We start from the raw sequence: 15,810 nt of genomic DNA, 5'->3' as shown, positions 1-15,810 counted from the left end.
TTAATACTGAAAATGTTACTTAAATATTATTTTAAATCATATCGAATTGAGATTGGTTATATGTACCATTTCCAAATTTAAGTTTGAAAGATTTAAAAGAAAAACTCAAAGTTATATTACAACTATTTATTTTCAATTTATTTCACGTTTGGGTATTTTTTTATACTTTGGACTAAAAAACGATATCATTGGATACTAATATAATATTTTTTAATCTTATTTTTAACACCTCGAGTACACCTCCACCCTCTTCAACCCTTATGAATAAAGAGAAAAAAGATATTGTATCGGCAAGTAAAACCTAGAAAGACTTACAAAATTATTATAAAACTGATTTTAATAGAAAAGAGCGCAGTTGAAAAGCGCTCTTTTCTATTAATAATTCAAATTCAACCCTACTCCAAATCCCATATCACTATCGTAATGGGTTCTTAGACTAAGATTTCGTTTTAGGATGTAACGTGCTTCCAACATGTATTCGGTATCGGTATTAACCATGAACCCCATTCGTAATCGGTTGGAAACAGGAATATCTTCTCGCATTAATTGCAATCTTAGATTTCCATCTTGAAACACCTCAGCTTGGAATTGTACCAACATGGGTAAGGTATAGGCAAAACCAGCACTTAAAACGGCTCTGTGGTCTTTTGTATTTTTTTGTCCGAAGATATTTTTTTCTATCTCACCTTCCATATCTCGGTAACGCCAATCGAAACCGATAAATGGCATGAACCACTGCATTTTACCGATGTATCTTCCCAAGTGAAATTCGGCTTCATAACCATGCATGTCGTTATATCCTAATCTCCATTCTGCGCCCAAACTCCAACGGGTGTTTTGGATCATTGCCATACCATCGTTTCCATTAGTAGCAAAATCATTTTCAGCCATGATGTGAAAAGCGCTATCATCTGCGTATAATTTACGTTGGGCTAATTTGGGATTCGGGATTAATGGATTAGGTTCTTGATTTTCATAAGTAAAAATCCTGCCCATTCCTGCCATCATGTGGTACAAAATGTGACAATGAAAAAACCAATCGCCTTCAACATTGGCATTAAATTCAATTACATTGGTTTCCATGGGCATAATATCCATTACGTTTTTTAAAGGTGCATAATCACCTTGTCCGTTAATGATTCTAAAATCGTGTCCGTGTAAATGCATTGGATGGCGCATCATGGAACCGTTGTAGAGCGTAATTCGAACATTTTCGCCTTTCTTAATTAAGATTTTATCCGTTTCTGAAATCACTTTGTTGTCCATACTCCAAACATAACGGTTCATGTTTCCCGTAAGTTCAAAACGAAGTTCTTTTACCGGAGCATCTTTTGGTAATGTTGTTTTTTCAGTTGCTTTTAGCATGGCATAATTAAGCGTGGTAATATTTGCCAATGCATTAGCATCGTATTTATTGTGATTGGAATGTTCGTGACCGTTTGCTGCTTTTGGTTCTGTTTTTTTCTCTTTATTATCAGCTTCACCTGTAATTTCGGGATACATCACTACGTTCATATCCATTTGGTTTAAAGACATGCTCATTCCCATATCGTCTAATTCCCCATTCATTTTCATCATGTCATTCATCATTTTCATCCCTTCAAAATACTTCAATTTTGGTAAAGGTGAAATCAATTGTTTAATCCCATTTCCAATGTAAAGGGATGCGGATTTTGTTCTGTCTTCGGCAGTAGCCAAAAATTCATACGAAGTATTATCGGCTGGAATTGTCACTATGACATCATAGGTTTCGGAAACTGAAATAAGTAATCGATCTACTTCCACAGGCGCCACATCATTTCCATCACTAGCCACTACCGTAATTTTTCCACCGGCATAGGTCAACCAAAAATAAGAGGACGCACCGCCATTAGCAATACGCAATCGGACTTTATCACCTCCTTTGAACTGTGCTAATTGACTTTCGTTTTTACCGTTAATAAGAAACTTTTCGTAATAAACGTCGCTCACATCCATAGCATTCATACGTTTCCACTCGTTACCTAGTTTTGTTTTAAAATGCCCTTGCTTAATGGCTTCGCTATAACTCTGTGTGGAACCTTTTTTGATGGCAAACCAATCCGAGGCATTGTGTAACATTCGATGAACATTTTCGGGCTTTAAATCGGTCCATTCACTTAAAATGACAGGAATCGTTGGTAAATCATCAATACCTTTTCTAAAAGTAAGATCGTCTTCTTTTTTATTCATGATGAACATACCATACATTCCGATTTGTTCTTGTAATCCTGAGTGTGAATGATACCAATGGGTTCCGTTTTGGATAATAGGAAATGTGTATTTATGTGTTGTACCTGGTTGAATGGGCATTTGGGTTAAATTCGGTACTCCATCTTCTTTATTAGGCAAAAATAATCCGTGCCAATGCAGCGAAGTGGTTTCTTTCAATTCATTATGGACATATATTTCGGCAATATCTCCTTCCGTAAAAGTTAAAGTCGGCATCGGGATTTGACCATTAACCGCAATGGCTCTTTTTTCTTTTCCAGAATAGTTAACAATCGTATCACGAACGTATAAATCGTAGCGTACTATTTTTTGGGAAAATAATGTTTGTGCCGATAATACCATGATGACTATAAGTGTGACTATTTTTGAAATGTTTTTTTGTTTTTCCATATTTATATTTTCAGAAAGTAAACCTGTTGGGTATAATTATATAAAATGCGAACCGATATAACACTACCGTCACTTCGAGTGATTTTTAAAAGGAAAAATGCCAATTTTTACTTTTGAAAATAGTATCGAGAACTCTAGAACCGAAATAACACTACCGTCACTTCGAGTGATTTTTAAAAGGAAAAATGCCAATTTTTACTTTTGAAAATAGTATCGAGAACTCTAGAACCGAAATAATACTCAAAATGACGCAGGTAGAATTATGAATTAATTTTTTCAATTCTAAATCCTGCTTTTTCAACCGCTTGCACAATTTCCACTTCTTTTTCAGATGATGCAGTAACGGTTAGTATTTTTTCTTTATTTTGGATATCTACTTCCCAATTTTCAATTTCAGTTAGTTGGTTTAACTCGGGAGTTACTTTGGCTACACAGCCCATACAATTGATATTCGTTTTGAATTTTAAAATGTTATTTTTCATTTTGATATTTTTTAATTATTGAAATATTTTAATCGTAAACTATTAGCAACTACACTAACACTACTTAGTGCCATGGCAGCTCCGGCAATCATTGGATTCAATAAAAATCCGTTTATGGGATATAAAATTCCGGCAGCAATGGGAATTCCGATGATATTATAAATGAATGCCCAAAAGAGATTCTGTTTGATGGTATTCACGGTTCTAGCTGAAATCTTAATGGCCAATGGAATTTTTGATAAGTCGGATGAAATAATCGTCATTTTAGCTACATCAATAGCAATGTCACTTCCTTTTCCCATAGCAATACTTACATTGGCTTGCGCTAAAGCGGTACTGTCGTTAATACCGTCACCCACCATAGCTACAATTTTTCCTTTTGCTTGAAGTTCTTTTACAAAATCGGCTTTGTCTTTGGGTAAGACTTCCCCTTTGTAATGAGTAATGCCTACTTGTTCTGCTACTGCTTTGGCTGTATTTGTATTATCACCAGTAAGCATATATACTTCAATATTCATATCTTGAAGCGTTTCTATGGCGACTTTAGAAGTTGCTTTGATTTCGTCGGCAATGGTTAAAACAGCTAACGCATTTTTATCATTAGCAAACCAAATTACAGTTTTAGCTGCTTCCAACCATTTAGAGGCTTCTTGTTCTAACTTTTCCGAGATGGAAATACCATTTTCAACAAGTAATTTTTTATTCCCAACGAAATAGTAGGCTCCATTGTAATGTGCCTTCACTCCTTTTCCTGTAATGCTTTCTATGTGATGGATGACTACTGAACTTTCCTCTTTATAATACTGAACTACCGCTTCTGCCAATGGATGTTCTGATTGTTTTTCGATAGCCACTAAAATTTGTTTCAATGTATCGTTTTCTTCTGTCCAAATCGAATCCGTTACGGTTGGTTTCCCTTTGGTAATAGTTCCTGTTTTATCTAAAATAATTGCATTGATTTTTTTGGCTAATTCCAAACTCTCTGCATCCTTGATTAAAATACCTTGCTCAGCTCCTTTTCCTACTCCAACCATAATGGCAGTTGGTGTGGCTAAACCTAAAGCACACGGACATGCAATTACTAAAACCGTTACTAATGCCAATAAGCCTTGAGTAAATCCGTTTTCTCCTCCAAAAACCATCCAAACGATTAGTGCTAATAAAGCAATTGCAATAACAATTGGAACAAAAATACTGGCAATTTTATCTACTAATTTTTGAACTGGTGCTTTACTTCCTTGGGCTTCTTGAACCATTTTAATAATGTGCGAAAGCAGGGTGTCGGTACCCACTTTTTCGGCTTTGAATTGAAAACTTCCTTTTTGGTTAATGGTTCCCGAAAATACTTTGTCATTTGCTTCTTTTCGTACTGGAACAGGTTCACCACTCAACATACTTTCATCTACAAACGAACTTCCTTGTGTTACGATTCCGTCAACCGCTACTTTTTCACCAGGTTTTACCATGATGGTCATTCCCACTTCGACTTGCTCAATAGGTAATTCCATTTGGTTCCCATTGGCATCAACAATGTTTACCGTTTTGGGTTGCAAGCCAATTAACTTTTTAATGGCGGAGGAAGTATTTCCCTTGGCATTTTCTTCCAATAATTTACCTAATAGAATAAAGGCAATTACCACCCCAGCAGCTTCAAAATACACATGCGCGTGTAATCCTTTTGCGTGCCAATAATCGGGAAAAAGCGTGTTGAATATACTAAAAACATAAGCGACACCTGTACTCAAAGCTACTAAAGTGTCCATGTTAGCCGAGCGATGCTTTAACTGTTTCCAAGCGTTAACAAAGAAATCTTTCCCATAATAAAGAACTATTGGTGTTGCCAATACCCACATGATATAATTCGCATACGGAATCTCCATAAAAAACATCCCAATTACCACTAACGGAATCGATAAAAGGATGGCTCCAATTGTTTTTACCTTTAATTGCTTTTGCTTTCTTTGGTGGACATCCTCTAGAGTTTCTTGTTGGGCATTATCTTGATTCAAAAATAAATCATAACCAATACTTTGGACAGCTTCACGCATTTGATTTAGCGTAACTAAACTAGGAATATATTCTACTTTAACTTCCGCTGAAGCATAATTTACCGAAGCGTTGACTACTCCAGGAAGAAACTTAATGATACTCTCTACACTCACAGCACAGGAAGCACAAGTCATTTGCAACACAGGAATGGTTTGTGTAGTTGTGGCTACGTCATAACCTAAATCACGGATGGTTTTAACAGCATTAGGTATCGCAATTTCAGGTTTATCGGTTTCAATGATTGCTTGTTTGTTATTTAATGCTACTTTTAGTTGAGAAATTTCGGTAACAGTCTGCAATCCTTTATTTACAATCATAGCACAATGCTCGCTTTCCACATTTTCGAGTGGGATGGCATACGGTTGTGTTTTTACTGTTTTCATTTTTAACGGATTTAATGATACAAAGTTCGAATGAAAAACCGGCAATGTGTTGTATAATTATGGCTATGATTTACATCATTTATATTTTATCAATTTGGATGCGTTTGGCTTCTTTGATTTGCTTGAAATGCGTGGGTGTAAATCCAGTGACTTTTTTAAATTGGTTACTCAAATGCGCTACACTACTGTAATTCAGTAAGTCAGCAATTTCACTTAGACTCAATTCGTCGTACATTACTAACTCTTTTGCTTTCTCTATTTTTAGGTTGATATAGTATTTTTCAATACTAATTCCTTCCACTTCTGAAAATAAGTTACTCAATTTACTGTAATCATGATTTAGATGATCAGCTATATAGGCAGATAAATTTTGATTTAAATCGGCATTTTTATTTTGGATAAGATCTCTAAGCAAGGTTTTGATTTTTTCGATAATCCTGCTTTTTTTATCGTCAATCAATTCAAATCCCAGTGCTATTAAAACTTTAGAAATTTCATTTTTCTTGTTTTCATTAATAGTATTCTTGATTTCAACCTTACCTAAATCAACCGATAGCAATTGAAGCCCGAGTTGTTCTAACTCAGACTTCACTACCATTTTACATCGGTCGCAAACCATATTTTTTATGTGTAAAATCATTATTTAAGGGTTTCAACTGTTTTTCCACAAGTTAGCATTCTACTTCCGTAATAAGGATTCTTCACTTCATTTTCTTTGCTTAACCAATTGGCTCCTTTTCCGTCGTTTGCCATAGGACAGTGTTGGTAATACACCGTTGTATCGTATTTAGCTACTTTCATTAATGAATACATCTCATTGGATAAAGTTACGAAATGATGACGTTGCTTTTTAATATCTTTTGCAGTCGCTATTTGAGTGGCATCTGTTTTTAATTGATTGAATACTTTCATCCAAACCATGTGTACATCCATCTCTAATTTATCCATTTTAACATTGTTAAGAGCTGTAACTAATTTTTCAGCAGCTGTTGACGTAGCAGAAGCATCAGAGGTAATCAATACATCTTTTAGTAAAAAATAAGTATCAAAAACCGTTTGTAATTCTGTATTTTTAGAAGTTGCTATTACTTTCATGTCCTGATGATTCGCATGATTACTGTGATCTTCCATAGCTACTTCTTTTACTGGAATTTTTGCTACTCTATCATATTGACAACATCCTGGAAGTTTACTATATACATCATCTGGCGCAAGGAATTGGTCGCTATCATAACCCGCTAATGCAATTCGTTTCAGAATTTCATCTGGATTAGTTTTAGCAGCATCATAAGTTAAAGTGGCCATTTGAGTTTCTTGATTCCAATCTACTTGAGCTACTTTTTTAATATTTCCTGCTTTTTCGATTTTAGCTTCGCACATGCCACAATTACCGTATATGGTAACGGTTTCAGTTGTAGCATTATTTATTTGTGCATTGATTGTAATAGATAGCAATACAAAAGTTGCTACCATTATATTTTTAAATGAATTTTTCATTTTAATAATGTATTTGTATCAAAGTGAATTCCTTTGATAAGTTGATAAATAAATAATGAATTACAGTTTAGAAGTCTATCGGTTTGAAATAATTAATAATAATTTTAAAAACGGAAAGTAAACTGATGATTAATTTAATAGCAATGCTATAAATTTGACACACTAGTGGCTGTCAAAAAAAGAATTTAACCTATTTTAGGTATTAACCAAATGGAATGAAAACCATCAGAAATTGACGGTGTAGTATAAGAAAAACTTACTTTTTTAAATATTGAAAAGTAAACCTCTTGAAATGTAAAATTACTATCTGCTAAAAAACTCAGCGAAACTGATGTACAACTTGAAGTACAGCCGCATTTAGAATCCATACAATTTCCTTCACAACCTTTGTTCTCACTTTCATTTGAATTATCGTTACCACAACAACATTTTTTATCGGTGTTACTTGTAGTAATTTCTTTTTCACAAATGGACTTTGAGTTATCCATATCACAAGCCATAACACTTCCAGGCACTAAAAACAACCCTAAAAGTAAAAACAATATGATGTGATATTTTTTCATTTTTCATTTCTAAACACTACAAATTTATAAAAAATGAATTGGGGTTTGTTTAAAATAGTGTTAAATGGTTATTTGACAAAAAGTAATATTTTTTTTTTGATCCAAATATTATGTTCGTTTATTGAAGAAATTGAAGTATTTTTAAAAACAGATTCGATTCGAAATAGTAAGAAATTAATTTAACTAATACTCCCAAAATGGATTCACTAACCCAAATCGCACTTGGAATAGCCACAGCCGAATTAATGGCAGGTAAAAAACTGCAAAACAAAACCTTCTTGTATGGTGCTGTTTTAGGTACGGTTCCAGATTTAGATATAGTAGTTGGGAAATTTTTAAGTGATGTTGATGGAGTTGCTATTCATAGAGGGTTGAGCCATTCCCTATTTTTTTTCGGTCTTTTATCCCCTGTTTTAGGTGGGATAATTTCTAAAATTGAGAAGAATAAAATCAGTTTCCGAAACGCCACTTTATTAGCGTTTTGGTGTTTGGTTACACATGTTTTGCTTGACTTGTTTACGTCTTGGGGTACGCAAATACTTTGGCCATTGGAACAACGGTTTGCATTGAAAACCATCTTTGTAATCGATCCCTTATACACAATCCCACTAATGATTAGCTTGATTTTTGTTTGGAGAAACAAAGAAATTTTAGTCAGAAGAAAATATGTAATTCGAGGTTTAGTAATGAGTTCTTCGTATTTACTTCTAACTTGTATTTTGAAACTTTTTGCTGTGCAACAATTCGAAAAAGCATTGCAAAATAAAAAAATAACGTATCAAGAATTAATAGTAAAACCGACCGCCTTCAATTGTATACTTTGGAATGTGAATGTAGCTACTTCTGATGGCTATTATCTTGCCGATTATTCCCTTTTTGATTCGCAACCAATACGGTTTACTTTCTATTCCAAAAATCTAAAATTAGAAGAAAAATTAATAAATTCGTATGATTTTCAGCAACTTAAAAAAATTAGCGAAGGTTGGTATTTCGTTACCGAACAAACCAATCGCTTGTATTTTAATGATTTGCGGTTTGGTTTATTGAATGATAATCCCGAAAATCCACAGTTTGCGTTCAGTTATGAATTTAAATCGAACTCGGATGGAAGTTTAACTGCCTATGAGGTGCCTAAAGCCAAACGGGACGGAAAAGCGCTACTTCAAAAGATTATGATTCGATTAAAAGGAAATTAACACATGGCAAAATACTCAGTAGTTTTTCATCCCTCTGAAACCGTTTTGGAAGCGGTTAAATTACTCAAAGAGCAATTGAGTGCTAAAATTGGATGGTTTCCAAGTAAAAATTCCTTGGCACACGTAACAATCTGTGAGTTTGACTGTGAAGATATAACGTATGAAATTATAAAATCCCGTATTGCCGAGTACTGTCGTTATCAAATTCCTTTCCCTGTTACTTTTAACGATTTTGGAAATTATACCAATGGTGCTTTTTTCATTGCTCCTACCATCGAAAGCAAACTTAAAATGGAAAACGTTATGAGAGAAATTCCCAAACAAATACCATTTTCTGTCAACCATAAAAGTGTAGATCCTCATATTTCAATAGGAAGACAACTTAACAAAGAGCAACTTCAAATCGCATATAGTTTGTTTCAATCTGTAGCTTTAAATTTCATTTGCAATGGTATCACCCTCAGAATTTTTAATACCATAAGAAAACAATATGATATACTAGAAACGATTCCTTTTTTGAGTGAAACAAAACCAGAAAAAGAACAATGGACGCTGTTTTAAATTTAAAAACACATGCTTATAAATCTATCATTTCGTGAGACTTTTAAAAGCACAAATGGTATCCAGAACTGATGATTTTTTAATCTTCTTCACAAGAAAAATTTGTTCCACTAGTCTTTGGTACTCATTTTAATCTGCAAATGATTCAATAAAACTTGGTATTTACTTATTTCTCTCAGTATCGCTTCATCATCTGTACTATCAAGCATAACATCTAAATCATCACTCACTTCAATTAGTTTGATACTGGCTTCCGAAAAATTCTTTATCGCCATGTTATCGATGATCAATTGTATGTCTTTTTTAATTGTGTCAAATTGTTCTTCCATTGTTGTTTTTATTTTCCTTTCAATAAATTAATACTTACCGTTGCATAATCGGTATCTGGATATTTTTTAAAATAATTATCATCCGAATGTAAACCCGCTTCAGCTGCTATTTTTCGCAAGACTTCAATCTCTACAATAAATTGGTCAGAAAAACCATGGGTAGCATCGTAGGCTGTCGCTGCTGTTTTTCCAAGATTCCGTGCTGTTAATTCGGGCGCTACCGTATGCAATTCGATGATTAAAAGGCCAAATTTACGAACATACGGACTCCATTTCATAAAATGTTCTAATAAATTATCTTCGACATCATTATTAGAAATGCGAACACCTCGATGTACAAAAGCCCCGGTGGAAGTGCTTACGCTATCTTTTGTCTTATTTTTTGGGTCTTCCCAAATGCGATTGTGGTCTAAAAAAGTACGAACATTCAACAAATCTTTCAAATCTATATTATAATTCTCTTGCAAATCGCTGCTTAATAAATCTGGATTTCCAATATCACCCCAAATGACTTTTGCCCAAATATCAGCTTTAATCAAATTGGCTCTAGTGACTTTCAAAGCAGCTTGGTTATAATCCGCTCCCACCAAAAACAAAGGATAATCATCTAACATCTTACCTCGTAAGGTTTGGCGTTCGATGACTTCGAAAATATGTTGTAAAAAAGCGCCATTTCCACAACCCATATCTAAAATTCCTTTTGGTTGTTCTGCTATAGGTTTATTAAAAAGTTCGATGATAATATCGTCAATTACTTTGAAATAGGTCGCGTGTGCACCACCGCTTCCCCAAACATTCATTTCTCGATTGACGTGAATTTCGTCTTCATTTTTACTAATGTTTCTCAACTCAATCGCATTTCCAAACAGCAAACTATCGATATGTTGAAACATTGGAAGATACGAAACCGTTACGCCATAAGCAGAGGCGCGTTTGGCAAAGAAAAAACCATCTTCTGTAAATTGATAATTGTCGTTTTTCTTAGAAAACCAACCCAAATGCACAAAAAAATCGAGAATCTTAGTAAAAGCGTCAGGATGCTTGTGGAATTCATCTGCACGAAACGAACTCTCCATGAAATACTTGTGAAACATGCCTGTCATTCCTAAGTTGACAACGATTGGACCCACTAAATACCCTTCAATATGCGTCAACATTTGCTCTTGAATAGCTCGTAGATGTTCATCTTCTTCAAAATGAATATGATAATTTTCGGTGAATTTCTTTAAAATAGGTTCCAATAAAGCAATAGAATCCACATCCATTTTATTAGCTGTAAAAACCGAAGTTTTGGTTAATAATTGAAATGTCTCTTCATACACAGGAACAAGCGAAAACGCAAATTCACTAATAGGCAAAGTAGTAATCGTAACATTTCCAGAAGCATTATCTACTTCGTATTTTAGAAAACCCTGCGATGCCAAAACGCGTAACGCCACATTCAAATAGCCTTCATTAGCATGAAACTCATCTGTAATTTGAGCTAAAGTTGTGGATTTCTCCTTTAAAAGATGTGCTAAAATTCCTTTCTTGAACAGAGAATAAGCGACAGGAACAACAACTAATCCATCTAAATGTCTAAAAATAGCTTCGCGTAATTGGTTTCGTTTCATCATAAATTGAGTGGTTTATTCTCAAATTTATGAAAATTATGATTCATTTTACACTAAACTTCTTTTTATCTCGGCAAAAGAAATGGAAGTTTGGATTAGTTTTAAGATAATTGTTTTTCGAAGTTCCTCCAAATCATCAAAATCCAAATATTTCGCCCAAGCATCTGATTCCAAAATTTCTTTTATTTGTCGGATGATTTTTGCGGTTTCGGAAGCATTACGCAAAACAGATTTTCCGACGTAATTCGGATTATTCTTATGTTGGAAAGTTGCTTCTTTAGTTTCGAAATTAACTTCTATATAGAAAAAGTTTTCAGTTTCGTTATTCGGATAAAAATCAGTCCATTTGGCATAACCTATTCGATTCTGGCTATTGTTGATTTTTGAATTTGAACTTGCATTAGAAATCAATCGCCACCTACAATTCGCAGCTCTTCCCCAATGATTCGAAATACGATAAACGCCTTCCTCAGTAAAACAATACCCACTACCCGATTTACTTTTGTAATGCCACTCGATATTCGGAATCGCAGCAACATCGACTTCAGTAAACTCGCAAAAAGTGTGTTTATGAAAATTGGTTTCATTGTATTTTTTTAAGGTCATAAAGCGTAAATTCGATTTCTTTGTAACAAAAGTAACATTTGATTTTTAAAGAATCGTCGTATCTTTACAAAAAAAGGATTACAAATGAGAGCTATTTTAGATCAAGCCTACAGCTATATTTTTGAGGAAGCTTTATTGGACGAAATTGCTAAAGTGGCGATTTACAAGGAATTTAAAGCCGATGATTACCTAATTGAAATTGGGGATTACATCAAAACGATGCCGCTTTTATTAACTGGCGCGATTAAAATATTGAGAGAGGATGAAAATGGCGATGAATTGTTATTGTATTTCCTAGAGCGTGGCGATACGTGTGCCATGACCTTAACGTGTTGCATGGGTCAATCGAAAAGTCGTATTCGTGCCATTGCCGAAACCGATGGCGCGATGTTAATGATTCCTGTAGAGAAAATGGAAGAATGGTTAACCAAATACAAAACGTGGCGAAACTTCGTTTTTGACAGCTATAATGTGCGTTTAAACGAAATGTTAGAAGCGATTGACACCTTGGCTTTCATGAATTTAGACGAACGTTTGTACAAATATTTAACCGATAAAGCGAAAGTAATTGGTGATACCGAAATCAAAAATACACATCAAGAAATTGCTTACGAAATGCATACATCGAGAGTTGTAATTTCGCGTTTATTGAAGGCATTAGAATTACAAGGTAAAATCAAATTACACCGAAATAAAATCGAAATTCTTCAATTCTAATGGAGATTTTAGGCTATGTTGGGGCTTTGTTTATTGGATTAGTTTTAGGGCTAACAGGCGGTGGTGGCTCAATTTTAACAGTACCGATCTTAGTGTACTTGATGAGCATAAATCCTGTTACAGCAACGGCATATTCCCTATTTATTGTTGGAACGACATCTACTTTTGGCGCGATTCAAAACTATAGAAAAAACTTAGTCGACATCAAAAACGGATTTATCTTTGCCATTCCATCTTTCATAGCAGTTTATTTAACTCGGAAATATATTGTAGCCGAAATACCCAAAGTCATATTCGAATCTCCTATTCTCATCACTAAAGACTCCTTTTTAATGTTGTTTTTTGCAGTGATTATGGTTTTTGGAGCGCTTTCGGTATTGAGAAAGAAAAATCAAAATACCAATAATGAAGAAAAAAGAAATCTTATTCTTATCGGAATTCAAACCTTTACTATTGGAATCATCATTGGATTAGTCGGAGCAGGTGGTGGATTTTTAATCATACCATCGCTAATTTTGTTTGCCAAATTACCGATGAAGAAAGCGGTTGGAACTTCCCTTTTTATCATTGCCATGAACTCACTGGTAGGATTTATAGGTGATTTGCAGAATTTGGAAATCGATTGGCAATTTTTGTTAACGTTTTCTGCCATTTCGGTCGCGGGAATATTTTTGGGAATGTACCTCACAAAATACACGAATGAAAACCAATTAAAAAAGATTTTTGCTTACTTTGTATTAGTAATGGCTGCCATTATCTTGTTAAAAGAAATGTAAATGTAACTTTGGGTACAGAAGAAATAAATTTTAGAACGTAAATTTGTAAAAAATTAAGATATTATGAAAATCGAACAAATATATACCGGATGCATTGCTCACGCAGCGTATTATATTGAAAGCAATGGTGAAGCGGCGATTGTTGATCCATTAAGAGAAGTACAGCCTTATATAGACAGAGCACAAAAAGATAATGCAAAAATAAAATACATTTTCGAAACACACTTTCATGCGGATTTCGTTTCGGGACATTTAGATTTGGCTAAGAAAACTGGAGCTTCAATCGTTTATGGTCCAACAGCAAAACCAAACTTTGATTGCATTGTTGCTACAGACGGACAAGAGTTTAAAGTAGGTGCTGTAAAGATTAAAGCAATTCACACACCTGGTCACACACTAGAAAGCACATGTTATTTAGTTACCGACGAAACTGGAAAACAACACGGAATTATCACCGGAGATACTTTATTTATTGGTGATGTAGGTCGTCCTGATTTAGCTCAGGAATTAGTAGAAGATTTAACACAAGAATTATTAGCAGGACATTTATTTGATTCGTTACGCAACAAAATTATGCCTTTGAGCGATGATTTAATTGTATATCCAAATCACGGTGCCGGAAGTGCTTGTGGAAAAAACATGAGTAAAGAAACCACTGATACATTGGGCAATCAAAAGAAAGTCAATTACGCTTTAAGAGCCAATATGACGAAAGAAGAATTCATCAAAGAATTATTAGATGGATTAACACCACCTCCTGCATATTTCCCTCAAAATGTTTTGATGAACATTCAAGGATACGAAAGTTTAGATACAATTATGTCGAAAGCGGAAACGCCTTTACATCCAAAAGAATTTGAAGCGGTTGCGAATCAAACAGATGCTTTAGTTTTAGATGTTCGAAACGAGAATGATTTCGTAAAGGAACATGTTCCTGGTTCTATTTTCATTGGATTACATGGACAATTTGCGCCTTGGGTTGGAGCTTTGATTAGAGATACCAAACAACCTATTCTATTAATAACACCTGAAGGAAAAGAAGTAGAAACCATCACAAGATTATCTCGTGTAGGATTTGATAATACGTTAGGCTTCTTATTAGGAGGAATCGAAGCATGGAAAGCCGCAGGTTACGAAACCGATAGTATTGAATCGATTTCACCAGAAGTTTTCGCAACACAATACGAAACCGCTCCAGTTATCGACTCAAGAAAACCAGGAGAATTTACATCCGAACATGTGGTAAATGCTAAAAACATCCCATTAGACTACGTTAACGAACAATTAGCCGAAGTACCAAAAGACGAGAAATTCTTCATTCATTGCGCGGGCGGTTATCGTTCAGTAATCATGTCATCTATTCTAAAAGCAAGAGGATATCACAACATGATCAATGTAGAAAAAGGAATGGCTGGTATCAGAACTACTGATATACCATTAACAGCTTTTGTTTGTCCGAGTACTTTAAAATAAGATAATTTTAGATAAAATACGAAATCCGACTCTTTTAAAGTCGGATTTTTTTATATCCCCATATACTTATATAAAATGACATTAATTACTATCTTTATTGAAAACTAATTTATCTAGTTAATATAATGTCCGTTTATAAGAAAATTAAAGAATTCATACTAGGAAAAGATATAAGATACATTTGGGAGCAATTTGCTACTGAAAGAAATGGGATATTAAAATCTGAAAGTGGTGATTTATTTGTAACCTATGAGCATTCAGGTTTTAGATATAATATTGCAAACAAAACCTATTATGTCACTTCAGGTGGAAGAACATTTGAGAAAAAATACATGATTGGGATTGTCGAATTCTTCAATCCTATTAAAATCGAATTGTGTATCACCCAAGAAGATATTCTAACAAAAATTGGCAAAGTTTTTAATCGAAAAGATATTATGATTAATAATAAAGATTTTGATAAAAAATACTTCCTCCAAAGTAATCATGAATATAAGGCTATCGCCATTTTAAAAAATGAAATCTTGATAAATCAAATCATTTCTTTACAACCAGATAGATTAGAAATCATTAATGATAAAGGATTATTTAATGAACTTCCCGAAGATGGAAAATATATGCTCTATTATGCTAAACAAGAAAAATTAAAAACAATAGAACAACTTAATAATATCCATTTCCTATTGAATAATTTCATTGAAATTTTAAAAGATAACTATTCAATTCATTAAATCAATTTGATAAGAAGTCTACTATTTGTAAAAACAGAAAAATCCTAACTGTTGAAAGTTAGAATTTCTTATTTAGAGTCCCTTTGGGACGTTATATTGGTAACAAAAAACCCCTCATCGATAGATGAAGGGTTTTCAAAAGAAAGGCGGCGACATACTCTCCCACATAAATGCAGTACCATCTGCGCAGTCGG

15 protein-coding genes are annotated in these 15,810 nt (G+C 34.0%); 6 read left to right on the top strand and 9 right to left on the bottom strand.

From position 1 onward, the window contains the following. Nucleotides 1-375: 375 nt before the first annotated feature. The 6 genes from BUE95_RS10500 to BUE95_RS10475 form a co-directional block, all read right to left on the bottom strand. Entirely contained in the window at nucleotides 376-2,640 is a 2,265-nt protein-coding gene (locus BUE95_RS10500) for a multicopper oxidase family protein (protein ID WP_073584246.1), read from the bottom strand. 260 nt (nucleotides 2,641-2,900) lie between these two features. Then, nucleotides 2,901-3,122 (bottom strand): heavy-metal-associated domain-containing protein, encoded by a 222-nt coding sequence (locus tag BUE95_RS10495; RefSeq protein WP_073584244.1) that lies wholly within the window; start codon nucleotides 3,120-3,122, stop codon nucleotides 2,901-2,903. A gap of 11 nt (nucleotides 3,123-3,133) precedes the next feature. Beyond that, the gene (locus tag BUE95_RS10490; protein WP_073584242.1) at nucleotides 3,134-5,554 is read right to left on the bottom strand and encodes a heavy metal translocating P-type ATPase; all 2,421 of its coding nucleotides are present in this window, start codon (nucleotides 5,552-5,554) and stop codon (nucleotides 3,134-3,136) included. A 79-nt stretch (nucleotides 5,555-5,633) separates the two neighbouring features. Then, nucleotides 5,634-6,194 (bottom strand): helix-turn-helix domain-containing protein, encoded by a 561-nt coding sequence (locus BUE95_RS10485; RefSeq protein ID WP_073584240.1) that lies wholly within the window; start codon nucleotides 6,192-6,194, stop codon nucleotides 5,634-5,636. Continuing rightward, nucleotides 6,194-7,051: a DUF3347 domain-containing protein gene (locus BUE95_RS10480; RefSeq protein ID WP_143165275.1), complete on the bottom strand. Its 858-nt coding sequence runs from the start codon at nucleotides 7,049-7,051 to the stop codon at nucleotides 6,194-6,196. Before BUE95_RS10480 ends, BUE95_RS10485 begins: the two co-directional genes overlap by 1 nt. 185 nt (nucleotides 7,052-7,236) lie before the next feature. Further along, on the bottom strand, nucleotides 7,237-7,614 hold the full coding sequence (locus BUE95_RS10475; RefSeq protein ID WP_073584238.1) for a hypothetical protein: 378 nt from the start codon (nucleotides 7,612-7,614) through the stop codon (nucleotides 7,237-7,239). Nucleotides 7,615-7,811: 197 nt separating this feature from the next. Between BUE95_RS10475 and BUE95_RS10470 the strand changes: the two genes are divergently transcribed. Further along, complete coding sequence (locus BUE95_RS10470) at nucleotides 7,812-8,810, top strand: metal-dependent hydrolase (RefSeq protein ID WP_073584236.1); 999 nt, start codon at nucleotides 7,812-7,814, stop codon at nucleotides 8,808-8,810. Nucleotides 8,811-8,813: 3 nt separating this feature from the next. Next, the gene (locus tag BUE95_RS10465; RefSeq protein WP_073584234.1) at nucleotides 8,814-9,371 is read left to right on the top strand and encodes a 2'-5' RNA ligase family protein; all 558 of its coding nucleotides are present in this window, start codon (nucleotides 8,814-8,816) and stop codon (nucleotides 9,369-9,371) included. 110 nt (nucleotides 9,372-9,481) lie between these two features. On the opposite strand, the gene BUE95_RS10460 is transcribed toward BUE95_RS10465, so the two are convergent. Genes BUE95_RS10460 through BUE95_RS10450 form a run of 3 tightly spaced genes read right to left on the bottom strand, consistent with a single transcriptional unit; the run spans nucleotide 9,482 to nucleotide 11,919 of the window. Continuing rightward, a complete protein-coding gene (locus tag BUE95_RS10460) occupies nucleotides 9,482-9,700 on the bottom strand; it encodes a hypothetical protein (protein WP_073584232.1) in 219 nt (72 codons plus the stop codon). Nucleotides 9,701-9,708: 8 nt separating this feature from the next. Next, nucleotides 9,709-11,313, bottom strand: coding sequence for a class I SAM-dependent methyltransferase (locus BUE95_RS10455; RefSeq protein WP_394333989.1), 1,605 nt, complete (start codon nucleotides 11,311-11,313; stop codon nucleotides 9,709-9,711). Between the two features lie 48 nt (nucleotides 11,314-11,361). Beyond that, on the bottom strand, nucleotides 11,362-11,919 hold the full coding sequence (locus BUE95_RS10450; RefSeq protein WP_073584228.1) for a hypothetical protein: 558 nt from the start codon (nucleotides 11,917-11,919) through the stop codon (nucleotides 11,362-11,364). Between the two features lie 84 nt (nucleotides 11,920-12,003). On the opposite strand from BUE95_RS10450, the gene BUE95_RS10445 reads away from it, so the two are divergent. The 4 genes from BUE95_RS10445 to BUE95_RS10430 all read left to right on the top strand — a co-directional run bounded on the left by BUE95_RS10445 (nucleotide 12,004) and on the right by BUE95_RS10430 (nucleotide 15,616). Next, the gene (locus BUE95_RS10445) at nucleotides 12,004-12,636 is read left to right on the top strand and encodes a Crp/Fnr family transcriptional regulator (RefSeq protein WP_026726080.1); all 633 of its coding nucleotides are present in this window, start codon (nucleotides 12,004-12,006) and stop codon (nucleotides 12,634-12,636) included. After that, nucleotides 12,636-13,412, top strand: a complete 777-nt coding sequence (locus BUE95_RS10440; protein ID WP_073584226.1) for a sulfite exporter TauE/SafE family protein — start codon at nucleotides 12,636-12,638, stop codon at nucleotides 13,410-13,412. Before BUE95_RS10445 ends, BUE95_RS10440 begins: the two co-directional genes overlap by 1 nt. 63 nt (nucleotides 13,413-13,475) lie before the next feature. Beyond that, a complete protein-coding gene (locus tag BUE95_RS10435) occupies nucleotides 13,476-14,885 on the top strand; it encodes an MBL fold metallo-hydrolase (protein WP_073584224.1) in 1,410 nt (469 codons plus the stop codon). Between the two features lie 125 nt (nucleotides 14,886-15,010). Next, nucleotides 15,011-15,616, top strand: a complete 606-nt coding sequence (locus tag BUE95_RS10430) for a hypothetical protein (RefSeq protein WP_073584222.1) — start codon at nucleotides 15,011-15,013, stop codon at nucleotides 15,614-15,616. Nucleotides 15,617-15,810: the final 194 nt, after the last annotated feature.

The organism is Flavobacterium cucumis, from assembly GCF_900148835.1.
Classification (GTDB): domain Bacteria; phylum Bacteroidota; class Bacteroidia; order Flavobacteriales; family Flavobacteriaceae; genus Flavobacterium; species Flavobacterium cucumis.
The sequence above is the reverse complement of the archived record's forward strand: the minus strand, read 5'-3'. Positions and strand labels throughout refer to the sequence as shown.